Genomic DNA, 26,154 nt, shown 5'->3' on the forward strand with positions numbered 1-26,154 from the left:
TGATGAAAAAGCGCGAAAGACTATGATTGATGATTTCAGCGCGTTTGGACAGAGCGATTCTGCCCGTAATTCTGGTGGGCGCATAAGAAAAAAATGTGATACAACGTGGGATGCTGCAAGCAAACGATTAACTATTCACAACTCTAACAGTCAGGCAGGGTCAAGAGTAATGATCCCACAGATTTCTCAGGCACCAGGCGTCGTTCAATTGGTGCTGAATTTTTTACAGGCACTGGAGCAACAAGGTTTTACAGGCGATACCGCGACAAGTTATGCCGACAGGCTGACGATGGCGACGGACAACAGTATTTACCAGTTGTTACCCGATGCGGTCGTTTTTCCCCGTTCCACTTCTGATGTCGCTTTGATAGCCCGTCTGGCAACAGATGCGCGCTTTCAGTCTCTGGTTTTTACCCCTCGTGGCGGCGGGACCGGCACCAATGGTCAGGCATTAAACCAGGGCATCATCGTTGATATGTCGCGCTATATGAACCGCATTATTGAGATAAACCCGGAAGAAGGGTGGGTGCGGGTCGAAGCGGGCGTGATTAAAGATCAGCTCAACCAATACCTTAAACCCTATGGTTTCTTTTTTGCCCCGGAGTTATCCACCAGTAACCGCGCCACTCTCGGTGGCATGATTAACACCGATGCTTCTGGACAGGGGTCGCTGGTATATGGCAAAACCTCAGACCATGTTCTTGGCGTGCGTGCAGTGCTGCTGGGGGGGGATATTCTTGATACCCAGGCGATGCCGGTTGAGCTGGCGAAAACCCTTGGCCGTGCGAATACCACGGTGGGAAGAATTTATCGGACGGTGTTTGAGCGCTGTCTCGAAAATCGTGAACTGATTATTGAAAAATTCCCTAAGCTAAACCGCTTTCTGACAGGTTATGACCTGCGTCACGTCTTCAATGATGAGATGACCGAATTCGATTTGACCCGTGTGCTTACCGGCTCTGAAGGGACGCTCGCGTTGATCACCGAGGCCCGTCTGGATATTACGCCTCTGCCGAAAGTTCGCCGTCTGGTTAACGTCAAATATGACTCTTTTGATTCTGCGCTGCGCAATGCGCCTTTTATGGTGGATGCCCGTGCGTTGTCGGTTGAAACCGTCGATTCAAAAGTGCTCAATCTTGCCCGCGAAGATATCGTCTGGCATTCGGTGAAGGATCTTATTACTGATGTACCGGATAAGACGTTGCTGGGCCTCAACATCGTGGAATTCGCCGGCGATGATGAAGCGCTTATTGAAAACCAGGTAACTTCGCTTTGTCAGCGGCTTAATGCGTTGATGGAAGAGGGTGAAGGGGGCGTGATTGGCTGGCAGCGCTGCGACGACCTGGCGGGTATCGAGCGAATTTATGCTATGCGTAAGAAAGCGGTGGGTCTGCTGGGGAATGCGAAAGGGGCCGCCAAACCTATTCCCTTTGCGGAAGACACCTGCGTGCCCCCGGAGCAACTGGCCGATTATATCGTTGAGTTTCGCGCACTGCTGGATAGCCACGGCCTCAGCTATGGCATGTTCGGCCATGTGGATGCGGGCGTATTACATGTGCGTCCGGCACTGGATATGTGCGATCCGCAACAGGAGATACTCATGAAGTCTATCTCCGACGATGTTGTGGCTCTGACCGCCAGATATGGCGGTTTGTTGTGGGGTGAGCACGGTAAAGGTTTTCGCGCAGAGTACAGCCCGGCGTTTTTTGGCGAGCAACTCTATGCCGAGCTGCGAAAAGTAAAAGCAGCATTCGATCCGCATAACCGCCTTAACCCGGGTAAAATATGTCCCCCTGAAGGGGTTGATGCGCCGATGAAGCAGGTGGACGACGTGAAACGTGGCCACTTTGATCGGCAAATCCCTATCTCGGTGCGGACCACCTGGCGCGGCGCGATGGAGTGTAACGGTAACGGGTTGTGCTTTAACTTTGATGCAAAAAGCCCGATGTGTCCGTCAATGAAAATTACGGGCAACCGCATCCACTCGCCAAAAGGGCGTGCCACCCTGGTGCGCGAATGGCTCCGTTTGCTCGCCGATCGCGGTGTCGATCCTGTTAAACTCGAAAAAGAGATACCGGAAAAACGTGCCAGCCTGCGACTGCTGATTGAACGTACCCGTAACAGCTGGCATGCCCGTAAAGGGGAATACGATTTTTCTCACGAAGTGAAAGAGGCGATGTCCGGATGTCTCGCCTGTAAGGCCTGTTCAACGCAGTGCCCTATCAAAATCGACGTTCCCGATTTCCGCTCCCGTTTTTTGCAGCTTTATCACACGCGTTACCTGCGTCCGGTGCGCGATCATCTGGTGGCTACGGTTGAAAGCTATGCACCCTTGATGGCGAGAGCCCCGAAGACGTTCAACTTCTTCCTGAGCCAGCCGTGGGTGCGTTCACTGTCGAAAAAACATATCGGGATGGTGGACCTGCCGCTGTTATCTGCCCCTTCCTTACAACGCCAGATGGTGGGTCATGCTTCCGCTAATCTGACGCTTGAAGATCTGGAGCGGCTCAGTGATGAACAGAAGATGAAAACCGTGCTGGTGGTGCAGGATCCTTTCACCAGCTATTACGATGCGCAGGTGGTGGCCGATTTTGTCCGCCTGATTGAAAAACTGGGTCTGCAACCTGTTGTACTGCCTTTCTCGCCCAATGGAAAGGCGCAGCACATCAAAGGCTTCCTGCATCGTTTTGCCAGAACCGCGCAAAAAACCTCAGATTTTCTCAATCGGGTCGCGCAGTTGGGTATGCCAATGGTCGGCGTCGATCCGGCGCTGGTGCTCTGTTACCGCGATGAGTATAAACAGGTGTTAGGTGATAAACGGGGTGATTTCCACGTAATGCTGGTACACGAATGGTTGCCCCAGGTGCTGGACAAAAACACGCCTCGTGCGGTGAGCGGGGAGTCCTGGTACTTATTTGGCCACTGTACCGAGGTGACAGCATTGCCGGCGTCTACGGGGCAGTGGGCAGCTATTTTCGCCCGGTTAGGGGCAAAACTGGAAAACGTCAGCGTCGGGTGTTGTGGCATGGCGGGTACCTACGGGCATGAAGTGAAAAACCATGCTAATTCGCTCGGAATTTATGAGCTTTCATGGCATCAGGCAATGCAGCGTCTTCCCCGCAGCCGTTGTCTCGCGACGGGATACTCCTGCCGTAGCCAGGTTAAGCGGGTGGAAGGCAGCGGGGTACGTCACCCTCTGCAGGCCTTACTGGAGATAATAGGATGATCTGGAAACGTGCGGTCACGCTTGAAGCTCTCAACGGCATGCGGGAGGGCAACATGGTTGGCCTGCTGGATATCCGCTTCGAGCGCATCACTGATGATACCCTGGAAGCAACGATGCCCGTGGATAATCGTACCCGTCAGCCCTTTGGCCTGTTGCATGGCGGCGCATCCGTGGTGCTGGCGGAAACCCTGGGATCGGTGGCAGGCTATCTTTGTACCGAAGGCGATAAAAACGTGGTGGGCCTTGAGGTCAACGCCAACCACGTTCGTGCCGTGAAAAGTGGACGTGTACGTGGCGTGTGCCGCGCGCTTCATACCGGAGGGCGGCATCAGGTCTGGCAGATTGATGTTTACGATGATCAAGGCAAGCTGTGCTGCTCATCGCGCCTGACGACGGCGGTGATCGAGTAATTGCGGGACAGCGAGGAGTGCGCAGAGTATATCCAGCCTGTTGTCATGGCTTGATGACAGGGCGCCATGCGAGCAACCCAGGCGAAGGCCTGGGTTTTTTTCGCAAAGTACAATCCAGCGTAAAACAGGTATATCCGTTTTATTAATATTAATAAAAGTATTATCACCAAAATCTATAATATTATTGCCAGCGTCATTTACTGTATAATCTTCCTCCTGGAATTAAAAAAGAGAGGATTTTATTATCAGCGTCGGTACTGAGGTGATAATATAAAAATACTATTTTTATTTGGGTGGGGATTACGACCCGTCATGAAGAGAATAGTAAATCTCATAAACTTTAAAACATGCTCAGTTATCAACAGGTATCAGCATTTATTTGCGCGGACAACGTTATTCGTCATTTAACAATGAAGGGTAAACCTTTACGCTTGATGTGTAACCCCGTTCAATGATGTGGCGCAGGTGCAATAAAAGTAGTCGTTGCAAACTGCACCACCCCGGCGGTGGGGATGGCTGAATGCTGTCCGGCCTGTTATTCCGGTGGCGTCAAACAATGTAGCCGGGTGCGAGATAAAAAAGGGAGGTGAGAATTCACATATATTCATTTTGATAAACGTGTGTTAATAATTTTTTAAATGAATCTATTACATTACTGCGTTACAGGTATTCCTGATTTGACGTAAATGTTCATATTTTATTCATCATTCTTTACATCTTTTCCTCGACCCTCATGGTATAGTGTGTGCGGTTTAACTCACCATCTCGGTGTCAGAAAAAGCCAAATGCTGTAACGCATAAAGACTGGATGAAGTGATTCATTTTTTTTCCTTAAGCGCTACATCCTCATGTATTAAGGTAAATATTATGCGTAGTTCATTCAAACTGGCGTTCTTGCACCCGCGTCATTGGGTAACCTGGGCCGGGTTAGGTCTGCTCTGGTTGCTCGTGCAACTGCCTTATCCGGTTTTATCCCGTCTGGGAGAAACCATCGGTAAATTTTCCCGCCGCTTTCTGAAACGCCGTGAGCGTATTGCCCGCCGTAACCTCGAGTTATGTTTCCCGGATATGACACCGGAAATACGGGAAGCGATGATTGAAAAAAACTTCATGTCGCTGGGCATGGGGTTATTTGAAACGGGTATGGCCTGGTTCTGGCCCGACAGCCGTGTGCGTCGCTGGTTTGATGTTGAGGGCTATCAGAATCTGGTGCAGGCGCAGGCGAGCCATAAAGGGGTCATGGTCGTTGGCGTGCACTTCATGTCTCTTGAGCTGGGCGGACGGGTGATGGGGCTCTGCCAGCCTATGATGGCGACCTACCGACCACACAACAATCCTCTGATGGAGTGGGTTCAGACCCGGGGGCGTATGCGCTCGAACAAGTCGATGATTGACCGCCGTAATCTTAAGGGCCTGGTGAATGAACTGAAAAAAGGGGAAGCCGTCTGGTTTGCGCCGGATCAGGACTATGGTCGTAAGGGCAGTACATTTGCACCGTTCTTTTCCGTACCTGACGCCGCCACCACTAACGGTACCTATGTCCTGTCGCGCCTCTCAGGTGCGAGCATGTTGACCGTGACGATGATTCGTAAGGCCGATCGCTCCGGCTACCAGTTGCATATCGGCAGAGCCCTGACCGACTATCCCGCACGGGATGAGCACGAAGCCGCCCGGTACATAAATAAGATCATTGAACGAGAAATTCTGCGAGCCCCTGAACAGTACCTCTGGATCCATCGCCGCTTCAAAACCCGTCCCCTGGGTGAAGTGTCTTTGTACCTCTGAATGACGCCATCCAGTCCGCAGAGGCGGACTGGACAGGCCAGGAAACCACTTCATCGCTCCACTGCGTAATGCGCTGCCAGCAGCGCCGGTCAGGTTTCCCTCAGACCTGGCAGCGCATTATCGCTAACCTGCGTACAACCGCCAGTCTGAATACATCGGCCCCTGGCCGCTGCTACTAGTCGAGCGCGGGGATCGCCAGCCCTTTACGCCGGATAACGAAATGGTTGTCGTGGCGGGTGATTTTCGCACCCTGCTCGCAATATTCAGCGGAAAGCTGAAAAAAGGTATCCGCATCAACATCAAATGCCAGTTCTACTTCTCTTTGCTTACCAGAATTTAGCAGTTGATACGCCTGATTTAAGCTATGGGCTTTTGCAATAGACATGTAATAGGCCTCTTGGGAATGGCTGCGTTGGTTAAAACATGACCATCTGGTTATAGCATGAATCACTTCTCTTGCCAGTCAGACATCACTCATATAAATGCCTTGTAACAAGATATTGATCATTGAAATGTTATAATATAACATTCTGCTCTCATTTCTCGGGAAGAGGGTTTTATCTTGGTACGTCATTTCGGAAAATTAGCCATCGCATTGAGTGCACTTCTGGTAAGTGGTCAGGCACTTTCTCACGGACATCATTCGCATGGTGTGCCGCTAACTGAGAAAGAGCTGAAAGCCTCAGAAGGGGAGTTTGATAATGCGGATGTGAAGGATCGCAAACTGTCCGACTGGGACGGTGTATGGCAGTCCGTCTATCCGTATCTGGTAAGCGGCGACCTCGATCCGGTCTTTAAAAAGAAAGCGGAGAAAGACAAAAGTAAATCCTTTGATGCAATCAAAGCCTACTATCGCAAAGGGTATGCCACTGAGGTGGATACCATTGGCATTGAGAATGGGATAATGGAATTCCATGTTGGCGAGAACGTCAGCAGCTGTAAGTACGATTATGCCGGTTATAAAATTTTGACCTATACCTCCGGTAAGAAGGGGGTTCGTTACCTGTTCGAATGTAAGGATGCAAACAGTAAAGCACCAAAATTCGTGCAGTTCAGCGATCACACCATCGCGCCACGTAAATCGGCCCACTACCATATTTTCATGGGTAGCACCTCTCAGGCTGCACTGCTTGAAGAGATGGACAACTGGCCAACGTACTACCCTTACCAGTTAAAAAAAGAGGATGTCGTAGACGAGATGCTCCATCACTAATCTCCCGATGGTCATTGTCCATAAAGCTCGCTGCGGCGGGCTTTTTTATTGCTCTGGCTTTATGTAGCATAGGCGCGCCGTTAAAACCCTGAAGGTTGTTCAAGGAGGAAAAGTGTTTGCCGAATATGGTGTGATTAGCTTCTGGTCCTATTTCATTGGCGCCATCTTTATTATTCTGGTGCCCGGCCCTAATACCTTTTTTGTGCTTAAAACCAGCATCGCGGGTGGGCTTAAACATGGCTATGTTGCGGCGACAGGGGTTTTTCTTGGCGACGCTATTTTGATGTTTCTCGCTTATGCCGGAGTCGCTACGCTGATTAAGACAACGCCGGTACTGTTTAATATTGTCCGCTATCTTGGCGCTATCTATCTGCTCTGGCTCGGGCTGAAAATGCTCTACAGTACGCTGTTTCGTCGGGCCGCAGCCGGCGAGGAGCACGAGATCCAGAAGGGAGACATCTTCAGACGCTCTCTGATTCTGAGTCTCACAAACCCGAAAGCCATCCTGTTTTACGTCTCTTTTTTTGTACAGTTCATTGATATTCATTACGTAAACCCCGGGATGTCCTTTTTTATTCTCGGCGTAACGCTTGAGATGATTAGCATCTGTTATTTCAGCTTTTTGATCGTATCAGGCTCCTACGTTACCCAACTGGTGAAGACGAAAAAGCGTCTGGCAAAACTGGGCAATTCGCTCATTGGTTTATTGTTTGTCGGCTTCGCTGCCCGTCTGGCAACGCTGCAATCCTGACCACGGGGGAGAGGAGAAAATTCTCTGGCGCAACTCAGCGTTGGGGCAGGTCGGATTTCGCTTCTCGCATGGGAATAAATCTGCTATTTCTTTTGCTGCCCCTTCTCATACCAACCTTGAGGTGCAGACGATGCTCGAATTAAGACCGGGATGTGAATGCTGCGATACCGATTTACCGGGCGACTGTGAAGATGCCGTCATCTGCTCATTTGAATGCACATTTTGCCGCGAATGTGCCTCAGGACTCGGGATGCAGTGCCCAAATTGTGGCGGTGAGTTAGTCAGTCGTCCGCGACGTGCTATTGAAAAGTTAGTGCATAACCCCGCCTCAACGACGCGAATTTTTAAGCCGCTTGGCTGCAAGAAATCCCACTAAATACGCTGCGTTACGCTTATCCCCTTCGTCCAGAAGGGGTTCCGGCGCGCTCCACACACTCTCAGAGTGTGATCCAGTTCTCCTTTATCTGCGCTGACGCTCTTCCCACCCGCTATTTTTATCTGCCTATTCTAAAAATAGGTATTGCCTATACATCTTCACTTGTTTTTGCTTTTTGCCCGCCCCATTAATGATTAGCTATTAATTATCAGTCTGTTAAACAATTCTTCACATGTCTGTTAAGCCTCACCGGAGGGTCTATGCTTAATACAGAGGTTTAAATTACGGGCAAAGCATGAATAACCCTTCGGAATAGAGGTTGAAGTGAGAATCATTATCACTAACATAGTGTTATGCCTTTCAGGCTTTATGACATGAGGTAGTCCCATGGTAACGCAATCAGAAACTTTTAATCCGGCCGACTTTAGCTGGCGTGGCCTCACCATGACGCCAGCGGCGGCTGAACATATTCGCGCACTGATGCAAAAGCAGCCCGAACTGCTTGGCGTAAGACTGGGTATCAAGCAAACCGGTTGTGCAGGCTTTGGTTACGTGCTGGATACGGTCAGTGAACCTGCAAAAGATGATCTGCTCTTTGAAAATGAGGGCGCCCGGCTCTATGTGCCGCTTCAGGCTATGCCGTTTATCGACGGCACCGAAGTGGATTACGTGCGGGAAGGGTTAAACCAGCTGTTCAAATTCAATAACCCTAAAGCGCAGAACGAATGTGGCTGCGGCGAAAGCTTTGGGGTATAGGCGGTACTATGTCTCGTAATACTGAAGCAACTGACGATGTCAAAACCTGGACCGGGAACCTCAACTATAAAGAGGGTTTTTTCACCCGGCTGAACACTGATGAACTGGCGAAAGGCATTAACGAAGAGGTTGTGCGCGCCATATCAGCTAAACGTAATGAACCTGAATGGATGCTGGAGTTCCGCCTTAACGCCTTCCGCGCCTGGCTTGAAATGGACGAACCGCACTGGCTTAAAGCCCACTACGACAAGCTGGACTATCAGGATTACAGTTACTACTCCGCACCCTCCTGCGGCAGTTGCGATGATTCCTGCGCCTCGCAGCCTGGCGCTGTGCAGCAAACCAATGCCAATGCCTGGCTTACAGAAGAGGTGGAAGAGGCCTTTAATCAGCTCGGCGTGCCGGTACGTGAAGGGAGAGAAGTGGCGGTTGACGCTATTTTTGACTCGGTTTCTGTGGCGACAACATACCGGGAAAAACTGTCTGAGCAGGGGATTATTTTCTGCTCGTTCGGCGAAGCCATCCACGATCATCCGGAACTGGTGAAGAAATATCTGGGTACGGTTGTTCCCTCAAACGACAACTTCTTCGCCGCCCTGAACGCTGCCGTGGCGTCTGATGGCACATTTATTTACATACCCAAGGGAGTACGGTGCCCGATGGAACTGTCCACCTATTTTCGCATCAATGCGGAAAAAACCGGGCAGTTTGAGCGCACCATACTGGTGGCCGATGAAGGCAGCTACGTAAGCTATATCGAAGGCTGTTCTGCGCCCGTACGAGACAGTTATCAGCTCCATGCGGCGGTGGTGGAAGTGATCATCCATCGCGACGCGGAGGTGAAATATTCAACCGTGCAAAACTGGTTCCCGGGTGATAACAACACCGGCGGCATTCTGAACTTCGTTACCAAGCGTGCGCTTTGCGAAGGTGAAAACAGCAAAATGTCGTGGACTCAGTCGGAAACCGGCTCGGCTATCACGTGGAAGTACCCCAGCTGTATCCTTCGGGGCGATAACTCCATCGGTGAATTTTTCTCGGTTGCGCTGACCAGTGGTCACCAGCAGGCGGATACCGGGACCAAAATGATCCACATTGGTAAAAATACCAAATCGACCATCATCTCCAAGGGGATCTCTGCCGGTAAGAGCCAGAACAGCTACCGTGGCCTGGTGAAAATCATGCCTGGTGCCACCAATGCCCGTAACTTTACCCAGTGTGACTCAATGCTGATAGGCCCGGATTGTGGCGCACATACCTTCCCCTACGTTGAGTGTCGGAACAATACGGCCCAACTGGAGCACGAAGCAACCACATCACGTATTGGGGAAGACCAGCTGTTCTACTGCCTGCAGCGTGGCATCAGTGAGGACGACGCCATTTCGATGATCGTCAATGGCTTCTGTAAGGACGTATTCTCCGAGCTGCCACTGGAGTTTGCCGTTGAAGCGCAAAAACTGCTGGCTATCAGCCTTGAACACAGCGTCGGTTAAGGATTAAGGAACAAACATGTTAAGTATTAAAGACCTGCAGGTTAGCGTTGAAGATAAAGAGATTCTGCGGGGCCTGAGCCTGGAGGTTCGCCCGGGGGAAGTGCACGCCATCATGGGGCCAAATGGCTCTGGTAAAAGTACGCTGTCGGCCACGCTTGCCGGTCGTGAAGATTACGAAGTCACCGGCGGAAGCGTGGAGTACCACGGTAAAGATTTACTGGCGCTCTCCCCTGAAGAGAGAGCCGGTGAAGGGGTATTCATGGCCTTCCAGTACCCGGTGGAGATCCCTGGTGTCAGTAATCAGTTTTTCCTGCAAACCGCGCTTAATGCCGTGCGCAAATACCGTAATCAGGATGAACTGGATCGGTTCGACTTCCAGGATTTGATGGAAGAGAAAATCAAGCTGCTTAAAATGCCGGAAGATTTGCTGACCCGCTCGGTCAACGTGGGTTTTTCGGGCGGCGAGAAAAAGCGTAACGACATCCTGCAGATGGCGGTGCTGGAGCCGAATCTGTGCATCCTTGATGAAACTGACTCGGGTCTGGACATTGATGCGTTGAAAATCGTGGCTGATGGGGTGAACTCGCTTCGCGATGCGCAGCGCTCATTTATCATTGTCACCCACTATCAGCGTATTCTGGACTACATCAAGCCAGACTTCGTGCACGTGTTGTATCAGGGCCGTATCGTCAAATCCGGTGATTTCACGCTGGTTAAGCAACTGGAGGAGCAGGGGTATGGCTGGCTTACCGAACAGCAGTAACGCACTGCAACAGTGGCACCACCTCTTTGAAGCGCAGGGTGGCGCGCGGTCTGAAGAGGCTTCGCAGCATTTTCAACAGCTCTTGCGCCTGGGCTTGCCGACCCGCAAGCATGAAAACTGGAAATATACCCCACTCGACGGGCTACTCAATCACGCCTTTGTGAGCCGCAGCGGATCGCTGACGGAGGCTGAATGCTCCGCGCTGGCTCTGCCAGTGGAGGCGTTGCGGCTGGTCTTTGTTGATGGTTATTTCAATGCTGAGCTGAGCGATGACACTTCTGGCTCAGGCTTTGAGATAGCCATTAACGAGGACCGTCAGCCGCTTGCTGCACCCGTTCAGCCGGATGTTTTCCTGCACCTGACAGAGAGTCTGGCGCAGACGGTGACCCATATCCGGGTAGCGCGCAACCAGCGTCCGGCTAAAACCTTATTGCTGATGCATATAACGCAAGGGGTGGATGGCGAAGAGATGAACACTGCGCACTACCGTCACCACATTTCGCTGGCGGAAGGGGCAGAGGCGACCGTGTACGAACATTACGTCAGTCTTAACCCTCAGCGCCACTTTACCGGAGCCCGCTTTACGATGGACGTGGCGGCGAACGCGCAGTTGCACCATTTTAAAATGGCGTTTGAGAACCCGCAAAGCTACCACTTTGCCCATAACGACATTCGTCTGGCAGAGGATGCATCAGCGGACAGCCACAGTTTTCTGCTGGGCAGTGCGGTGCTGCGTCACAACACCAGCACTCAGCTCAATGGCGAAAAACACCACGCTGCGCATGAACAGTCTGGCAATGCCCGTCAAATCCGAAGTATGCGATACCCGCACCTGGCTTGAGCATAACAAGGGGTATTGCAACAGTCGCCAGCTTCACAAAACTATCGTGAATGATAAGGGCCGTGCGGTCTTTAATGGTCTCATTAACGTAGCGCAGCATGCGCTGAAAACTGACGGGCAGATGACCAACAACAATCTGCTGCTGGGCCGTCTTTCAGAAGTCGATACCAAGCCGCAGCTTGAAATTTATGCGGATGATGTGAAATGCAGTCACGGGGCGACCATCGGCCGCATTGATGATGAGCAGATGTTCTATCTGCGCTCACGCGGTATTGATGCGCAGGCCGCTCAACAGATGATTATTTACGCCTTTGCCGCTGAGCTTACCGAAGCCGTCAGCGATGAGGTGCTCAGGCAGCAGGTGCTGGCCCGTATCGGGCAACGCCTTGCGGGAGGCATAGCATGAGTATTTCCGTTGACAGCGTACGCGCCGACTTTCCAGTTCTGACGCGTGAGGTTAATGGCGTGCCGCTGGCGTACCTTGACAGCGCCGCAAGTGCGCAAAAACCTGCGCAGGTCATTGATGCCGAAGCGGAGTTTTACCGCCAGGGCTATGCTGCTGTTCACCGGGGCATCCATACGCTCAGCGCTGAAGCCACCCAGCGTATGGAAAAGGTGCGTGAACAGATTGCGGCCTTCGTCAATGCGCGGTTGCCGGAAGAGCTGGTGTTTGTCCGTGGTACTACCGAAGGGATAAACCTGGTAGCCAATAGCTGGGGTGAGAGCCAGGTCGGGGCCGGCGATAACATCATCATCAGCGCCATGGAGCATCACGCGAATATTGTGCCGTGGCAGATGTTGTGTGAGCGCGTGGGCGCACAACTGCGCGTCATCCCCCTTAACCAGGACGGCACGCTGCAACTGGATACTCTGCGAGGTCTCTTTGATGAGCGTACCCGGCTGCTGGCAATCACGCAGGTTTCAAACGTGCTTGGCACGGAGAACCCGGTTGCTGAAATGACTGCCCTTGCCCATGAGTATGGCGCGAAAGTGCTGGTGGATGGCGCCCAGGCGGTAATGCATCACCAGATTGATGTTCAGGCCCTGGATTGCGACTTTTACGTCTTCTCCGGGCATAAACTGTACGGGCCTACCGGCATTGGCGTTTTGTATGTTAAGGACGCTATCCTGCAGGCTATGCCACCGTGGGAAGGTGGCGGGGCGATGATCGCAACCGTCAGCCTTACCAAAGGGACGACCTACGCTAAAGCGCCGTGGCGTTTTGAAGCCGGAACCCCCAATACCGCCGGGATTATTGGACTGGGTGCCGCTATTGAGTATGTCAGCGCACTGGGTCTGGAGAATATCGCCCGTTACGAGCAATCGCTGATGGATTATGCGTTAAAGGCACTCCAGGAGGTACCAGACCTTAAGGTGTACGGTCCCGCGCACCGGCTGGGGGTAATTGCGTTCAATCTTGGCAAACACCACGCTTATGATGTCGGGAGTTTCCTGGATAATTATGGTGTTGCCGTGCGTACAGGACACCATTGTGCGATGCCGTTGATGGACTTTTACAACGTACCGGCGATGTGCCGCGCATCGCTTGTGATGTACAACACGGAAGAAGAGGTGGATCGTCTGGTGGCTGGCCTGAAACGTATTCATCAGTTGCTGGGCTAAGAGAGGCGAAAATGGCTGTATTACCGGACAGAGAAAAGCTCCTGCGAAATTTTGGGCGTTGCGCCAACTGGGAAGAGAAGTATCTTTATATTATTGAACTGGGCCAACGATTAGCCCCCCTGGAAGAAAGCGCACATAACCCGGAAAACATTATTCAGGGTTGTCAAAGCCAGGTGTGGATTGTGATGCACCGTAATGAGAATGGTGTCATTGAACTGGCCGGAGACAGCGACGCGGCCATTGTAAAAGGGCTGATAGCGGTCGTGTTCATTCTTTATCAACAGATGACGCCGCAGGATATTCAGGCCTTTGATGTGCGTCCCTGGTTTGAACAAATGTCCCTGACTCAACACCTCACGCCTTCGCGTTCGCAAGGGCTTGAAGCAATGATTCGCGCGATACGCAACAAAGCGGCCAACATTAGCTAAACTTCAAAGACAGCTTTCATCCTGTGACGCGAGGTGGTTTAACTGCCTCGCTGGTTTTTCAGCATTCGGCCTCTGCCGTGAATACAGGAGTATTAGCATGAAACGCGCGTCTCTACTCATAATAAGTCTTATCGGCGCGTACAGCGCCATTCAGAACGCCTGGGCCGTAGATTATCCCCTTCCTCCTGAAGGCAGTCGACTCATCGGGCAAAACCAGACCTACACCGTGCAGGCAGGAGATAAAAATCTTCAGGCTATCGCTCGTCGCTTTGATACCGGGGCGATGCTGATACTGGCCGCCAATAACACTATTGCGCCGGTTCCGGGGCCGGGTACGGTGGTGACTATACCTTCGCAGATGCTCCTGCCGGATACACCGCGGGACGGGATAGTCGTAAACCTTGCTGAACTGCGGCTCTATTACTATCCACCGGGTAAGAACATTGTACAGGTCTTCCCGTTGGGCATCGGGCAGCAGGGGCTTGAAACCCCCGTCAGCATCACGCGTGTGAGCCAGAAGATCCCGAATCCTACCTGGACCCCAACGGCCGGAATCCGGGCGCGTTCACTGGCCAACGGCATCACGCTGCCACCGGTTGTGCCAGCCGGGCCAAACAACCCGCTGGGACGCTTTGCGTTGCGCCTGGGTATCGGAAATGGTGAGTACCTGATTCATGGCACCAATGCGCCGGACAGCATTGGGCTGCGCGCAAGCTCGGGTTGTATGCGAATGAATGCGGCAGACATCGAAACCCTGTTTTCGCAGGTTTCAACGGGCACGCGTGTCGCTATCGTCAATGAGCCGGTGAAATATGCCGTGGAGCCGGACGGTCGTCACTACATTGAAGTTCACCGGCCACTGTCGCAGACGCTGGAAGAGGATCCGCAGACGCTGCCTATCGCGTTCTCTGCCACGCTTAGTGGGGCTATTGAACAGGGAGGGGCAGACAGAGCATCAATTGAGAAGGCGCTTAATCGCCGTGCGGGTTACCCGGTCGCTATTCCGGTTACTAAAAATGAACAGGTTGTTAGCCAGGGTGTTGTCTCTGTACAGAACAGCGCGACAAAAGCGGTCAGTGATGAAGATGAGGGTGCAATGGCTACGCAATGAGTTGAAAAGGCAGAAGAGAGATAAAAAAAATGGCGCACAAAGTGCGCCATTTCAACACAGGTACTATTACTTACGGTATTTAGTAGCCTGGTTGTCCAAACGCTGGTTAGCGCGTGCTGCGTCGTCTTTAGCAGCCTGAACGTCGGAACGGATTGCGTTCACGTCGTTGCTCAGCTGGTCAACTTTAGCGTTCAGAGTCTGAACGTCAGAAGACAGCTGATCGATTTTTGCATTGCTGGAGCAACCAGCCAGCAGAGTAGAAGCCAGGATTACCGCGCCCAGTACCAGTTTAGTACGATTCATTATAAATACCCTCTAGATTGAGTTAATCTCCATGTAGCGTTACAAGTATTACACAAAGTTTTTTATGTTGAGAATATTTTTTTGATGGGAATCCACTTAATTTTGATCGTTCGCTCAAAGAACCACCTACTTTGAATAAAACGTTAAAAAAAGTGTGATAAAACAGCAAGCTTCCATCGGATTCATCTTAGATAATACCTGGTTTAAATAGTGAAATCCGATTTGCAATTTATTCATACCCGAGGCACGAAAATAAAAAAAGCGCCCTCAGGCGCTTTTTTAATCACGGAAAATCGTCCAGGAATTATTACAGAACGTGGACGGATGCGGTATTGGTGGTGCCGCTGGAAACCAGTGCGCCGGAAACCATCACCACCACGTCTCCTTTCTGCGCCAGACCGCTCTGTACGGCCAGCTCTTTGCCCAGACGATAGAAGTCATCCGTAGAGGCGATTTCTTCCACCAGCTGCGCTACCACGCCTTTGCTTAGCACAAGCTGGCGAGCGGTGGTCTCGTTAGTGGTCAGGGCCAGAATGGTAGCATCCGGGAAGTATTTACGTACCGCACGGGCTGATTTACCACCCTGGGTCGCAACAACGATCAGCGGAGCATCCAGTTTTTCAGCGGTTTCAACTGCGCCACGGCACACGGCTTCAGTGATGCGAAGTTTGCGGCTGTCATTGTTGAAGTCCAGACGGCTGGTCATCACGCGGTCAGTACGTTCGCAGATGGTTGCCATAATGGAGACGGCTTCCAGCGGATATTTACCTTTCGCGGATTCCCCGGAGAGCATAACGGCATCGGTGCCGTCCAGGATGGCGTTGGCAACGTCACCGGCTTCTGCGCGGGTAGGGCGCGGGTTTTTGATCATTGAGTCAAGCATCTGCGTGGCGGTGATAACCACTTTGCGCGCGCGGATGCATTTTTCGATCATCATTTTCTGCGCGAAAATGACTTCCTCAACCGGGATTTCAACGCCCAGGTCACCACGCGCAACCATGATGCCATCAGACGCTTCGAGGATATCGTCAAAGTTGTTGAGGCCTTCCTGGTTTTCAATTTTGGAGATGATCTGAATGTTTTCACCGCCATGCGCTTTAAGATGCTGACGAATTTCTTCTACGTCAGAACGTTTACGGATGAAGGATGCTGCAACGAAATCCACGCCTTGCTCGCAACCGAAGATAAGGTCTTGCTTATCTTTTTCAGCCAGCGCCGGCAGCGCAATAGAAACGCCTGGCAGGTTAACACCTTTGTTTTCGCCCAGATCGCCGTTGTTCAGGACCTTACAGATAACCTTGTTACCTTCGATGGCGGTCACTTCCATGCCGATCAGACCATCGTCGACCAGAACCGTGTTGCCAACCTGCAGATCTTCAGTGAAGCCTGCATAAGTCACGGCTACGGTTTCGTTGTTACCCACAACGGTTTTATCGGTGGTGAAGGTGAAGGTCTGGCCTGCTTTCAGCGCGACGTCATTACCGCCTTCCAGCTTGATGGTGCGGATTTCCGGACCTTTAGTGTCCAGCAGAATCGCCGCTTTTTTACCGGTTTTGCTCATCACGTTGCGCAGGTTCTGGATGCGCTGACCGTGTTCAGCATAGTCGCCGTGAGAGAAGTTCAGACGCATTACGTTCATGCCAGCGTCCAGCATTTTGGTCAACATCTCTTCGGATTCGGTTTTCGGACCGATGGTGCAAACAATTTTGGTCTTTTTCATGACAGTTTTAATCTTTAAGTTGAGAGAGGGATTTAGAAATTATGTTCCGGTGAGCGTTACGCGCCGGAGTAAAGCCTGTAGTGCGAAAATTGCGATGCCACTGGTTAAGAATAGGTGACATCAAAAAAGCGTGCAGAGTAATAAAGTGTGCGTCTGTTTCAGCCCAACCGGATAGACAGCGATGTGATGAGAGATATTTACAGTTCAATGAGCTGAAACCATTCAAGAGTGAATAGGGCCCCATTATACGACGAAAAAGAGGTAAAAGGAAAATGAAAACGCTGTTTCAAAACGCTTCTGTGCAGTTTCACAACGATGTGTTATCAACGTGTTAAGTTAGCACAAATTTAAATTCAGGGGATTGACGGGATTCCCTGGCTTCTGCCTGTGAAACAGGGCCTTCATCGACATAAGCCTGGTATAAATAACGGTTTTAACCGATTGTGCTGGCAAAACCGTCCTCAGGGCTTACAAAAAAAACCTAATGCGCTTAACCGATTTAGCTGTTGAGGATGCGCAGAGCTTCCTCATGCAGACGGGGGCAACCAGAGGCAAGAATAGTTCCACCCAGCTCAGGACGGCCACCGCTTAATGTGGTGACGATGCCGCCTGCCTGCTCGATAACGGGGATCAACGCCACAATATCGTAAGGTTGCAGGGAGTACTCCAGACACAGGTCTATCTGCCCTGCAGCCAGCATGGCCATGGCGTAACATTCGCCACCATAGCGCGTCATCAGGGCTCGCTCGTCGAGTTCAGCAAAGTTGACGTCGGGCGTTTTACTGATGGGTTCCGGGGAAGTCGTGTGTAAAATGGCCTGATGAAGCGGGATCTCCTTTCGGGAATGCAGTTGCGCAAGTCCCTGCGGTCCGTTGCGCCATGACGTTTTACCATCTGCCCAGAACCGCTCACCGGTAAAAGGTTGCCCCATCATACCGAGCGTGCCGTGTCCCTCAACGGTCAGACCAATCAAGGTTCCCCAGACCGGCAGCCCACAGAGAAATGGCCGCGTGCCGTCCACTGGATCGAGCACCCATTGCAGCGGGCCGGTGCCCGTTGTACCGAACTCTTCTCCCATAATGGAATGTTCCGGGTAGCATCGGGTAATGATGTCGCGCATTGCCCGTTCGGCTTCACGATCGGCATCGGTTACCGGGTCGAAACGGTAACCTTCCTTCGGTTTGCTGCCGACGTGCAGATTCATTTGCGAGCGAAAACGTGGCAGGGTTTGTTTGTCAGCGGCATCAGCAAGTTCATGCAGAAAGCTCACTGTAGGCAGAGGCAGGGTCATAAACATATCCTTATTGAATGTACCGGTGAGCGTGAATGTGCTCGATCATGCTCGATATTGCATTTTTCCCTGCACGTGTTCAACCCCGGCGCGTTTCATTCGCCGACAAACAGAGTGGGCGGTGCGCAAAAGGGCGCGCTGGTGCACACGTTCGATAACATGGTTGGGTGTACTTAAGCGGCTGAGCGTAAACGGGCAGTAGAGGGGAGTAGCGGCCTGGATAAGGAATACGGGCATCAAGCGTGTAAGGCTTTCTGATTAATAAAAGAAGAGGGTGGGCATTCGCCGGAATTTTCAGAAAATAACTAAGAGTACTACATGAAATGGTGCGTCCGAGTGGACTCGAACCACCGACCCCCACCATGTCAAGGTGGTGCTCTAACCAACTGAGCTACGGACGCACTGAGGAATGGTGCGTTCAATTGGACTCGAACCAACGACCCCCACCATGTCAAGGTGGTGCTCTAACCAACTGAGCTATGAACGCATTGTTGTGCCTGACAACGGGGACGAATATTAGCGGCAGGGCGCAGATGTGGCAAGCAGAAAATGGCAATTTTCTTCCTGATTTCACGCGATTGCGGAACAACTGCGCAAAGTGGAGAGAAAGTAGCCGCCACCGGGCGGCCACAAAGGGTTTAGCGTGCAGCGCGTTGTAATATCGTCGCCGATGGCTGACGTTGCAGGAAGCGCATTCGAAGCATCATCATAATGGCCGCAGAGGTCAGCCCAATGATGAAGCCCATCCAGAAACCCGCAGGTCCCATGCGGTGGACGACCAGATCAGTTAACGCCAGTACGTAGCCAGAGGGTAATCCCAACACCCAATAGGCGATAAACGTAATAAAAAAGATGGAACGGGTATCTTTATAGCCACGTAAAATGCCGCTACCTATCACCTGAATAGAATCAGAGATCTGATAAATGGCCGCCAGCATCATCAGTTGCGAGGCAAGCGTAATCACCGCAGGGTTATCGTTATAGAGCAGGGCGATATGTTCTCGCAGCGACACGGTAAAGATGGCTGTGATGACCGCAAGACAAACCCCGACACCAAGGCCAGTTCGGGCCGCTGTTTGCGCATCAAGCGTTGAACCCTGGCCAAGGCGATACCCCACCCGGATAGTCACCGAGGCGGCAAGTGATAACGGCAGAACAAACATCAAGGAACTGAAATTAAGGGCAATCTGATGCCCTGCCACGTCAACGATGCCAAGCGGGGATACCAGAAGTGCCACCACCGCAAACAAGGTGACTTCAAAAAACAGTGCCAGTGCAATAGGCAGCCCCAGTTGCACCAGGCGGGTTAATACAGTGAGGTCAGGCTTGCCGAAAGACGCTTCATTACGAATGTCCCGCATTGATCCGGCGCGCTTAACATACGAGAGCATACAAGCGAACATCACCCAGTACACTGCTGCCGTTGCCACACCGCACCCGACGCCCCCCAGTTCAGGCATGCCGAAGTGCCCATAGATAAATACATAATTAACAGGAATGTTAACCAGCAGGCCGAGAAAACCAATCACCATACCCGGTTTGGTTTTTGCGAGCCCTTCACACTGGTTACGGGCAACCTGGAAAAAGAGATAGCCTGGTGTACCCCAGAGCAACGCGCGAAGATAACCAACCGCTTTCTCCGCAAGCAGAGGATCGATGTTATGCATGGCGTGAATGATATGCCCGGCGTTCCATAGCACTATCATGATCAGCACCGACACCAGTCCGGCGAGCCAGAAACCCTGTCGCACCTGATGAGCGATACGCTCGCGTCGTCCGGAGCCGTTCAGTTGCGCAATCACCGGAGTGAGCGCCAGTAAAAGGCCATGACCAAAGAGAATTGCCGGAAGCCAGATGGAGGTCCCGATAGCGACGGCGGCCATATCGGTGGCGCTGTAGCCACCAGCCATTACGGTATCGACGAATCCCATCGCGGTTTGGGCGATTTGCGCAATCATCACCGGGATAGCCAGTGCTAATAACTGGCGCGCTTCTGTGAAGTACTTCTGCACTGCGAACACCTATATATTGTTGTTATTGGAGAGATAAAAAACGCCGCCTTAACTGGCAGCAAGAGGAGGAGCAGGGGAATTAGCCAGACTATTGTAGCGGGGATTGGCTAATTATCTAGTGAAAAAACAGTTGGCGAGGTGCCGGGACTGGCAACATGAATTTTCACCTGTTATTGTGCATCGAGCAACGGCTAAGGCCGTGAATATGAAATACAGGAGTGGTGGCATGTTTACTGGTATTGTACAGGGCACGGCAAAACTGGTGTCTGTCGATGATAAACCGAATTTTCGCACGCACGTTGTCGAATTACCTGAGCATATGCTGGAAGGAATTGAGACGGGGGCGTCAATTGCTAACAATGGCTGTTGCCTGACCGTGACGGATATTAATGGTAGCCATATTAGTTTCGATTTAATGAAAGAGACGCTACGTATTACTAACCTGGGCGAACTGGCGGTGGGTGACGTAGTGAATGTAGAGCGCGCCGCGAAATTCAGTGATGAAATCGGTGGACACCTGATGTCGGGTCATATTATGACGACCGCTGAAATCTCCAAAATTCTCACCTCAGAAAATAATCGTCAGATCTGGTTCAAAGTCCAGGATCCTACCTTGATGAAGTACATCCTTTATAAAGGGTTTATCGGTATTGACGGTATCAGCCTGACGGTGGGAGAGGTGACCGCAACACGGTTTTGTGTCTACCTGATCCCCGAGACGCTGCAACGCACTACCCTGGGGGCCAAGAAGTTAGGGCATCGGGTAAATATTGAGATCGACCCGCAGACGCAAGCGGTGGTGGATACGGTTGAACGTGTATTGGCTGCTAAAGAAGCGGCGGCGGTTCGGGCCATGACTACCGAAGAGTGAAAAAATAATAAACCCCGAAAATTCGGGGTTTATTTTTAATTACCGTGCTACGCGTAAGCCATTGGCGATGCCCCGACTAAAGACAACCTGCCAGAGCTGAATATCCCGCGCGCGAAATGCACCGGCGCAGGCATTAAGATAGTAACTAAACATACGTTTAAAGCGTTCAGAGTAGTTATCTGCTATTTCAGGCCAGCTATTCAGGAAGCGCTCATACCACGCCATCAGGGTCTTATCGTAATCCGCGCCAAAATTGTGCCAGTCTTCCATAATAAAATGTGACTCACTGGCCGTGGCAATTTGACGTACTGACGGCAGGCAGCCGTTGGGAAAAATATACCGGTCTATCCAGGGGTCAACACTAAGGTCGGTTTTTTTCGAGCCGATGGTATGCAGAAGAAATAAACCATCGGGCTTAAGATTACTGTCCACCACGGCAAAAAAGGTGGCGTAGTTTTTAGGGCCAACATGTTCAAACATGCCCACGGAGACGATGCGATCAAACTGTTCATTAAGATCACGATAATCCTGAAGGCGGATATCCACATCAAGTCCTGCACAGCGCGCCTGCGCCATTTTCTGCTGTTCTGCTGAAATGGTTACGCCCACCACGCTTACGCCGTACCGCTGTGCCATAAATTGCGCCAGTCCACCCCAGCCACAACCGATATCCAGTACACGCATGCCGGGCGCAAGCGCGAGTTTTTCACAAATCAGGGTCAGTTTGGCGATTTGCGCCTCCTCAAGAGAGGTGGCATCTTTCCAGTAGGCGCAAGAGTATTGCATCTGCGGGTCCAGCATGCGGGTAAAAAGATCGTTACCCAGATCGTAATGCTCTTTACCTACAATCCATGCCCGTTTTTTGGTTTGCAGATTAAATAATCTTGCCCCGGCAATACGTAACGTATCTTTCAGATGGTGCGGTAGTTGATTTTCAAGCCCGGCACGCAGTACTTTGGTGAAAAAAGTGTCCAGCCGGTCACACTCCCACCAGCCGTCCATATAACTTTCCCCAAGCCCAAGCGACCCCTCCTGTAACACACGTTTAAAAAAATCCGGATGCTTGACCTGGATATCTGATGCCGCTGAGCCGTTAACCTGAACACCAGCACGACTCAATAGCTCGCTTGCTATACGGAACCAGTTATCATCCCGTACGCCAATTTCTTCTATACACGATGAACTCATAACTTCTCCATCACCTGCAAGTGAATTCCGCCAGAAGCGTTGCCGCTTATGGGGTATGAGAAATATCACGGTTAAACCGTGAGGCTGAAATCCGACGTAGAACAGAGGAAGGGAGATAACCCTTGCCAGAAAGGCCATCCATGGTGAAACGGGAGCAATCCGGCTCCCGTTAACGCTTGCATAATTTTATTTTAGTACAGCCGAAAATGAGTATAGGCCTCAACATCGGCTGATTCAACCAAAAATCCTTAGCAAACTAATCACATAGTTTTCACATAGTCGCGGCAGTTATCAGGCCTGCGTTGAGGTTTTCAGACCGTCAGTATGATGACGTTGCGCCCCAGCCTGACGTTGCATGACAAACCCCAGCGCCGCCAGTAAAACCGTGGCTAACATCACGCTGGTGGTCGCCAGAAGCGGAAACGCAATAAGTGCCGACACCACCAGACTTGCAACAAAACACAATCCCAGCTGGAGCGTATTTTGCAGCGCGGCGGCGCGCCCCGTGGCGTGCGGGAAAGGGCGCAACGCCTGTGCCACAACGATGGGGTAAATCGCTCCGTTCGCGACGGCCATCAGACAGAAGGGGACCAACAACGCAGTAAGTGACGCTTCAGGGAACAAGCCAACAGCCCAGGTCGCCGTCACACTGAAGGCAAAGACCCAGAGCAACCACGGCAGCAGACGCGCGCCCGACCATTTTTGCAGCGCCCAGCGGCAACTGTATCCGCCAACCAGAAAGGCGATGGTTTGCGGGACATAGCTCAGGCCAATAATGGCAGGACCGTAACCCATTTCGTGAAGGATAAAAGGTGAACCTGTCAGCCATGCAAAAAAGCTGGCGGAGCAGGCCGCATAAATAAGCACATTGCCACGGTATGCTTTGTCACGCAGCAGTGTGACGAAGGTGACGGGACTGGCATCCACGGCTACCTTCTGCGTAACGGAACGCAGACGCAGCGCAGGCAGCATCAGCAAAACAGTAATGGCGAAGAGGGTAGCAAAAATTGCCTGCCAGGAAAAATGTGCAAGGATCCAGCTTCCTACCAGGGGGGCCAGGGCGGGAGATAACCCAACCAGGGGCATAATGGTCGCAAAAATGCGGTTAGTGCGCTGCGCCGGATAGTGGTCGGTCACCAGCGCTTGCCAGGTCACTGCAGCAGCACAGACGCCGATGGCCTGTATGAAACGCAGTGCCAGCAGCCAGCGGGCATCCTCAACCCAGATCATGCCCAGACAGCCAAAGGCAAAAATGGTAAGGCCACTGAGCAGAATGGGTTTGCGCCCGTAGCGATCGGATAACGGCCCCCAGACAAGCTGAGCCACGGCAAAGCCTGCAAGGAACAGGCTCAGCGTCGCGCTGACCACTGCTGCCGACGTGTTTAAATCTTGCTGAATATCAGCGAAAGCAGGGAGGTACATGTCTGTAGCAAGAAAGCCCAGTACGCTTAATCCCGCCAGCCAGACTAAAAATCCTTTTCCTGGTTGCATGGCACTATCTCTTTTTATGCAGGTAAACAGGGAAACAGAGTCTAGGGAGTGAAAGTCAGCTTGTGAAACGCTAATATTTGCGCACTGGTTTCAAATTTTTTGCAGGCAGACTATGTGGTCAGAATATTCACTTGAAGTCGTTGATGCGGTGGCACGTAATGGCAGTTTTAGTGGTGCAGCGCAGGAACTGCATCGGGTACCGTCGGCGGTGAGCTATACCGTACGTCAGCTGGAGGAATGGCTCGCCGTTGAGCTGTTTCAGCGTCGTCATCGGGATGTCGAATTAACCCCCGCTGGCGCGTTATTTCTCAAAGAAGGGCGTTCTGTTATCAAAAAAATGCAGATCACCCGACAACAGTGTCAGCAAATTGCCAACGGCTGGCGCGGGCAGCTGGCTATTGCGGTGGATAATATCGTTAAGCCGGAGCGGACCCGCCAGATGATAGTCGACTTCTACCGCCATTTTTGCGATGTTGAGCTGATCGTCTTTCAGGAGGTCTTTAATGGGGTCTGGGATGCCCTGGCAGACGGGAGGGTGGAACTGGCGATCGGCGCGACCCAGGCGATCCCGGTCGGAGGGCGTTACGCGTTTCGTGATATGGGCATGCTGAGCTGGAAGTGTGTGGTGGCAAGCCACCATCCCCTGGTGCAGATGGCCGCACCGCTGAGTGACGAGACATTGCGCAACTGGCCTTCCCTGGTGCGTGAAGACACGTCCCGTTCCCTGCCCAAGCGCATAACCTGGCTTCTGGACAACCAGAAACGGGTGGTGGCGCCGGACTGGGAGTCTTCTGCGGCGTGTCTTTCCGCCGGTCTGTGTGTTGGCATGGTGCCAGCGCATTTTGCGCGCCCGTGGCTCGATAAAGGAGAGTGGGTGGCGCTTACGCTCGAAAATCCATTCCCCGATGCTGCCTGCTGCCTGACCTGGCAGCAAAACGATGCCTCGCCGGCACTGGACTGGCTGCTGAATTACCTGGGAGACAGTGAAACGCTAAACCGGGAATGGCTGTGGGAGCAGGATTAACCGGCCCCCACGGAGGGGATTAACGGCGGTAGTCGCGGAACGGACCGTCAGCGACCGAACGACGTTCTATCAGACGCGGGTGAACTTCAATGGACTGAGAAACTTCGCGTTTATTCACAATACGATCGAGCAGCATATTGAATGCGGTCTCTCCGAGCGAATCCTTCGGCTGATGGATAGTGGTGAGCGAGGGGGTAAAATACCGTGAGTTACGCACATTATCATAACCGATCACCGAAATATCCTGCGGCACCCGCAGCCCCATTTCATCCGCCGCGCAGAGTGCCCCCATCGCCATAATGTCACCGCCGCAGAATACCGCCGTAGGGCGTGAAGACTGGGTGAGGATTTGCTGCATGGCGCGATAGCCCGATTCCGGTTCAAAATCACCCTGGACAATCCAGTGTTCCGGTACGCTGATGTGCGCTTCTTCCATTGCCTTCATGAAACCCGCCAGGCGGCCCGCGCCCGTATTGCGCTCAAGTGGCCCTGGGATGACGCCAATATCACGATGACCACGTTCAACCAGATAACGACCGGCCATGTAGCCGCCTTCGAACGCGTTATCGATAACGGTATCCGTGAAGTCGGCTTTTGCTTCACCCCAGTCCATCACCACCATTGGGATGTGACGATATTCGCCGAGCATCGTAAGCAGGGATTCCGGGTATTCAGAACACATGACCAGCAAACCGTCGACACGCTTTTGCGCCATCATCGACAGGTAAGCCCCTTGCTTTTCAAAGTTATTCCACGCATTGCCGAGGATAAGGGTATACCCTTTCTGGAAGCAATTTTTCTCAACGGCTTCAATAATCTCGGCAAAATAGGCCGCTTCACTGCTGGTCGCCAGCAGACCAATGGATTTGGTGTGATTCACTTTCAGGCTACGGGCGACGGCACTCGGCGAGTAGTGAAGCTCTTTAATTGCAGCCCACACGGCATTTCGTGTCTCTTCAGCCACGAAACGCGTCTTGTTAATTACATGTGATACGGTTGTGGTGGAAACGTTTGCTCGCTTCGCTACGTCTTTAATCGTTGCCATCAGATGTCACTCCATGCCATATCATAAGCTCCTGAAAATACATAAGGTAAACGTTTGCCTGCCTTCACCCTTTCGCCGCGCGAGGGGAAACTTACGCCGGGAAAAAGACACTGAACGTCAGGAGGGGAGTCAATGGCCGGTACGCTAATAAATTTAGCGTCGAATTTTGTCTTATCTTGAACAAAAGGGGAAGAGGTAAAACGTATATCAATCTAATTCCTGCAAGATTTTTACGTTTATTTATGCAAAAATGCGCTATCTCACTTTTTGTGGGGATTTAAAAAAGGAGAAAAATTGATGAGTACCGACCTGAAGTTTTCTTTAATGACTACCGTTGTTGTCCTTGCTCTGATTGTTGCAGGCGCAATGACTGCCGCTCTGAACTGATTTACCCCGAGGGAGCGCGAGCTCCCTCGCTGTTTCCCCTTCGATT

The 26,154-nt window shown here is 51.9% G+C and carries 24 protein-coding genes, 2 tRNA genes and 1 pseudogene; 16 read left to right on the forward strand and 11 right to left on the reverse strand.

The features are described from left to right. Nucleotides 1-169: 169 nt before the first annotated feature. The 3 genes from ydiJ (at nt 170) to lpxP (ending at nt 5,421) form a co-directional block, all read left to right on the forward strand. Nucleotides 170-3,226: a D-2-hydroxyglutarate dehydrogenase YdiJ gene (ydiJ, locus tag M1D91_RS09835; protein ID WP_437430412.1), complete on the forward strand. Its 3,057-nt coding sequence runs from the start codon at nt 170-172 to the stop codon at nt 3,224-3,226. Beyond that, on the forward strand, nt 3,223-3,636 hold the full coding sequence (menI, locus tag M1D91_RS09840; protein ID WP_437430413.1) for a 1,4-dihydroxy-2-naphthoyl-CoA hydrolase: 414 nt from the start codon (nt 3,223-3,225) through the stop codon (nt 3,634-3,636). The genes ydiJ and menI overlap by 4 nt, the downstream gene beginning before the upstream one ends. 867 nt (nt 3,637-4,503) lie before the next feature. Further along, the gene (gene lpxP, locus M1D91_RS09845; RefSeq protein WP_437430414.1) at nt 4,504-5,421 is read left to right on the forward strand and encodes a kdo(2)-lipid IV(A) palmitoleoyltransferase; all 918 of its coding nucleotides are present in this window, start codon (nt 4,504-4,506) and stop codon (nt 5,419-5,421) included. Nucleotides 5,422-5,596: 175 nt separating this feature from the next. Here the strand turns inward: lpxP and M1D91_RS09850 are convergent, their stop codons facing one another. Then, nucleotides 5,597-5,806, reverse strand: a complete 210-nt coding sequence (locus M1D91_RS09850) for a hypothetical protein (protein ID WP_437430415.1) — start codon at nt 5,804-5,806, stop codon at nt 5,597-5,599. Nucleotides 5,807-5,983: 177 nt separating this feature from the next. Between M1D91_RS09850 and zinT the strand changes: the two genes are divergently transcribed. The 10 genes and pseudogenes from zinT to ldtE all read left to right on the forward strand — a co-directional run bounded on the left by zinT (nt 5,984) and on the right by ldtE (nt 14,776). Beyond that, nucleotides 5,984-6,634 carry a metal-binding protein ZinT gene (gene zinT / locus M1D91_RS09855; RefSeq protein WP_437430416.1) on the forward strand — a complete coding sequence of 217 codons (651 nt, stop codon included), beginning with the start codon at nt 5,984-5,986 and terminating at the stop codon, nt 6,632-6,634. A gap of 112 nt (nt 6,635-6,746) precedes the next feature. Then, entirely contained in the window at nt 6,747-7,385 is a 639-nt protein-coding gene (leuE, locus tag M1D91_RS09860; RefSeq protein WP_437430417.1) for a leucine efflux protein LeuE, read from the forward strand. Nucleotides 7,386-7,515: 130 nt separating this feature from the next. Beyond that, on the forward strand, nt 7,516-7,761 hold the full coding sequence (locus tag M1D91_RS09865; protein ID WP_437430418.1) for a DUF1272 domain-containing protein: 246 nt from the start codon (nt 7,516-7,518) through the stop codon (nt 7,759-7,761). Nucleotides 7,762-8,148: 387 nt separating this feature from the next. After that, entirely contained in the window at nt 8,149-8,517 is a 369-nt protein-coding gene (gene sufA / locus M1D91_RS09870) for a Fe-S cluster assembly scaffold SufA (RefSeq protein ID WP_437430419.1), read from the forward strand. Nucleotides 8,518-8,525: 8 nt separating this feature from the next. Continuing rightward, on the forward strand, nt 8,526-10,010 hold the full coding sequence (sufB, locus tag M1D91_RS09875; protein ID WP_437430420.1) for a Fe-S cluster assembly protein SufB: 1,485 nt from the start codon (nt 8,526-8,528) through the stop codon (nt 10,008-10,010). A 16-nt stretch (nt 10,011-10,026) separates the two neighbouring features. After that, nucleotides 10,027-10,773: a Fe-S cluster assembly ATPase SufC gene (gene sufC, locus M1D91_RS09880; RefSeq protein ID WP_437430421.1), complete on the forward strand. Its 747-nt coding sequence runs from the start codon at nt 10,027-10,029 to the stop codon at nt 10,771-10,773. Beyond that, nucleotides 10,748-12,020, forward strand: a pseudogene (sufD, locus tag M1D91_RS09885) (Fe-S cluster assembly protein SufD). Before sufC ends, sufD begins: the two are co-directional and overlap by 26 nt. Then, nucleotides 12,017-13,237 (forward strand): cysteine desulfurase SufS, encoded by a 1,221-nt coding sequence (gene sufS, locus M1D91_RS09890; protein WP_437430423.1) that lies wholly within the window; start codon nt 12,017-12,019, stop codon nt 13,235-13,237. The pseudogene sufD and the gene sufS overlap by 4 nt, the downstream one beginning before the upstream one ends. An 11-nt stretch (nt 13,238-13,248) precedes the next feature. Then, nucleotides 13,249-13,665 carry a cysteine desulfuration protein SufE gene (sufE, locus tag M1D91_RS09895; protein WP_437430424.1) on the forward strand — a complete coding sequence of 139 codons (417 nt, stop codon included), beginning with the start codon at nt 13,249-13,251 and terminating at the stop codon, nt 13,663-13,665. A 97-nt stretch (nt 13,666-13,762) separates the two neighbouring features. Then, the gene (gene ldtE, locus M1D91_RS09900; RefSeq protein WP_437430425.1) at nt 13,763-14,776 is read left to right on the forward strand and encodes a L,D-transpeptidase LdtE; all 1,014 of its coding nucleotides are present in this window, start codon (nt 13,763-13,765) and stop codon (nt 14,774-14,776) included. Nucleotides 14,777-14,842: 66 nt separating this feature from the next. Here the strand turns inward: ldtE and M1D91_RS09905 are convergent, their stop codons facing one another. The 7 genes from M1D91_RS09905 to mdtK all read right to left on the reverse strand — a co-directional run bounded on the left by M1D91_RS09905 (nt 14,843) and on the right by mdtK (nt 20,102). Further along, nucleotides 14,843-15,079 carry a major outer membrane lipoprotein gene (locus tag M1D91_RS09905; protein WP_437430426.1) on the reverse strand — a complete coding sequence of 79 codons (237 nt, stop codon included), beginning with the start codon at nt 15,077-15,079 and terminating at the stop codon, nt 14,843-14,845. 307 nt (nt 15,080-15,386) lie between these two features. Continuing rightward, nucleotides 15,387-16,799 (reverse strand): pyruvate kinase PykF, encoded by a 1,413-nt coding sequence (gene pykF / locus M1D91_RS09910; protein WP_437430427.1) that lies wholly within the window; start codon nt 16,797-16,799, stop codon nt 15,387-15,389. A 7-nt stretch (nt 16,800-16,806) separates the two neighbouring features. Beyond that, complete coding sequence (gene ynhH, locus M1D91_RS09915; protein WP_437430428.1) at nt 16,807-17,043, reverse strand: protein YnhH; 237 nt, start codon at nt 17,041-17,043, stop codon at nt 16,807-16,809. Nucleotides 17,044-17,298: 255 nt separating this feature from the next. Beyond that, entirely contained in the window at nt 17,299-18,090 is a 792-nt protein-coding gene (locus M1D91_RS09920; protein ID WP_437430429.1) for an inositol monophosphatase family protein, read from the reverse strand. A gap of 324 nt (nt 18,091-18,414) precedes the next feature. Further along, nucleotides 18,415-18,491, reverse strand: a tRNA-Val gene (locus M1D91_RS09925). A gap of 9 nt (nt 18,492-18,500) precedes the next feature. Then, nucleotides 18,501-18,577, reverse strand: a tRNA-Val gene (locus M1D91_RS09930). Nucleotides 18,578-18,728: 151 nt separating this feature from the next. After that, complete coding sequence (mdtK, locus tag M1D91_RS09935; protein WP_437430430.1) at nt 18,729-20,102, reverse strand: MdtK family multidrug efflux MATE transporter; 1,374 nt, start codon at nt 20,100-20,102, stop codon at nt 18,729-18,731. 226 nt (nt 20,103-20,328) lie between these two features. Between mdtK and M1D91_RS09940 the strand changes: the two genes are divergently transcribed. After that, nucleotides 20,329-20,973 carry a riboflavin synthase subunit alpha gene (locus M1D91_RS09940; RefSeq protein WP_437430431.1) on the forward strand — a complete coding sequence of 215 codons (645 nt, stop codon included), beginning with the start codon at nt 20,329-20,331 and terminating at the stop codon, nt 20,971-20,973. A 39-nt stretch (nt 20,974-21,012) separates the two neighbouring features. On the opposite strand, the gene cfa is transcribed toward M1D91_RS09940, so the two are convergent. Further along, nucleotides 21,013-22,161 carry a cyclopropane fatty acyl phospholipid synthase gene (gene cfa / locus M1D91_RS09945; protein ID WP_437430432.1) on the reverse strand — a complete coding sequence of 383 codons (1,149 nt, stop codon included), beginning with the start codon at nt 22,159-22,161 and terminating at the stop codon, nt 21,013-21,015. A 291-nt stretch (nt 22,162-22,452) separates the two neighbouring features. Next, nucleotides 22,453-23,652 (reverse strand): purine nucleoside transporter PunC, encoded by a 1,200-nt coding sequence (gene punC, locus M1D91_RS09950; RefSeq protein ID WP_437430433.1) that lies wholly within the window; start codon nt 23,650-23,652, stop codon nt 22,453-22,455. A 112-nt stretch (nt 23,653-23,764) separates the two neighbouring features. Here punC and punR point away from each other — a divergent pair, with 112 nt between their 5' ends. After that, nucleotides 23,765-24,676: a DNA-binding transcriptional activator PunR gene (gene punR, locus M1D91_RS09955; RefSeq protein ID WP_437430434.1), complete on the forward strand. Its 912-nt coding sequence runs from the start codon at nt 23,765-23,767 to the stop codon at nt 24,674-24,676. A 19-nt stretch (nt 24,677-24,695) separates the two neighbouring features. Here the strand turns inward: punR and purR are convergent, their stop codons facing one another. Continuing rightward, nucleotides 24,696-25,721, reverse strand: a complete 1,026-nt coding sequence (purR, locus tag M1D91_RS09960; protein WP_437430435.1) for an HTH-type transcriptional repressor PurR — start codon at nt 25,719-25,721, stop codon at nt 24,696-24,698. 297 nt (nt 25,722-26,018) lie between these two features. Here purR and cydH point away from each other — a divergent pair, with 297 nt between their 5' ends. Further along, complete coding sequence (gene cydH, locus M1D91_RS09965; RefSeq protein WP_437430436.1) at nt 26,019-26,108, forward strand: cytochrome bd-I oxidase subunit CydH; 90 nt, start codon at nt 26,019-26,021, stop codon at nt 26,106-26,108. Nucleotides 26,109-26,154 lie beyond the last annotated feature (46 nt).

Source organism: Enterobacter sp. SA197 (genome assembly GCF_054131575.1).

Bases quoted from the DNA above. Each gene is read 5' to 3' on its own strand.
- ydiJ (WP_437430412.1), top strand. From the start codon at position 170: ATGATCCCACAGATTTCTCAGGCACCAGGCGTCGTTCAATTGGTGCTG.
- menI (WP_437430413.1), top strand. From the start codon at position 3,223: ATGATCTGGAAACGTGCGGTCACGCTTGAAGCTCTCAACGGCATGCGG.
- lpxP (WP_437430414.1), top strand. From the start codon at position 4,504: ATGCGTAGTTCATTCAAACTGGCGTTCTTGCACCCGCGTCATTGGGTA.
- M1D91_RS09850 (WP_437430415.1), bottom strand. From the start codon at position 5,806: ATGTCTATTGCAAAAGCCCATAGCTTAAATCAGGCGTATCAACTGCTA.
- M1D91_RS09865 (WP_437430418.1), top strand. From the start codon at position 7,516: ATGCTCGAATTAAGACCGGGATGTGAATGCTGCGATACCGATTTACCG.
- sufA (WP_437430419.1), top strand. From the start codon at position 8,149: ATGGTAACGCAATCAGAAACTTTTAATCCGGCCGACTTTAGCTGGCGT.
- sufB (WP_437430420.1), top strand. From the start codon at position 8,526: ATGTCTCGTAATACTGAAGCAACTGACGATGTCAAAACCTGGACCGGG.
- sufC (WP_437430421.1), top strand. From the start codon at position 10,027: ATGTTAAGTATTAAAGACCTGCAGGTTAGCGTTGAAGATAAAGAGATT.
- sufS (WP_437430423.1), top strand. From the start codon at position 12,017: ATGAGTATTTCCGTTGACAGCGTACGCGCCGACTTTCCAGTTCTGACG.
- sufE (WP_437430424.1), top strand. From the start codon at position 13,249: ATGGCTGTATTACCGGACAGAGAAAAGCTCCTGCGAAATTTTGGGCGT.
- ldtE (WP_437430425.1), top strand. From the start codon at position 13,763: ATGAAACGCGCGTCTCTACTCATAATAAGTCTTATCGGCGCGTACAGC.
- M1D91_RS09905 (WP_437430426.1), bottom strand. From the start codon at position 15,079: ATGAATCGTACTAAACTGGTACTGGGCGCGGTAATCCTGGCTTCTACT.
- pykF (WP_437430427.1), bottom strand. From the start codon at position 16,799: ATGAAAAAGACCAAAATTGTTTGCACCATCGGTCCGAAAACCGAATCC.
- ynhH (WP_437430428.1), bottom strand. From the start codon at position 17,043: ATGGGGCCCTATTCACTCTTGAATGGTTTCAGCTCATTGAACTGTAAA.
- M1D91_RS09920 (WP_437430429.1), bottom strand. From the start codon at position 18,090: ATGACCCTGCCTCTGCCTACAGTGAGCTTTCTGCATGAACTTGCTGAT.
- M1D91_RS09940 (WP_437430431.1), top strand. From the start codon at position 20,329: ATGTTTACTGGTATTGTACAGGGCACGGCAAAACTGGTGTCTGTCGAT.
- cfa (WP_437430432.1), bottom strand. From the start codon at position 22,161: ATGAGTTCATCGTGTATAGAAGAAATTGGCGTACGGGATGATAACTGG.
- punC (WP_437430433.1), bottom strand. From the start codon at position 23,652: ATGCAACCAGGAAAAGGATTTTTAGTCTGGCTGGCGGGATTAAGCGTA.
- punR (WP_437430434.1), top strand. From the start codon at position 23,765: ATGTGGTCAGAATATTCACTTGAAGTCGTTGATGCGGTGGCACGTAAT.
- purR (WP_437430435.1), bottom strand. From the start codon at position 25,721: ATGGCAACGATTAAAGACGTAGCGAAGCGAGCAAACGTTTCCACCACA.
- cydH (WP_437430436.1), top strand. From the start codon at position 26,019: ATGAGTACCGACCTGAAGTTTTCTTTAATGACTACCGTTGTTGTCCTT.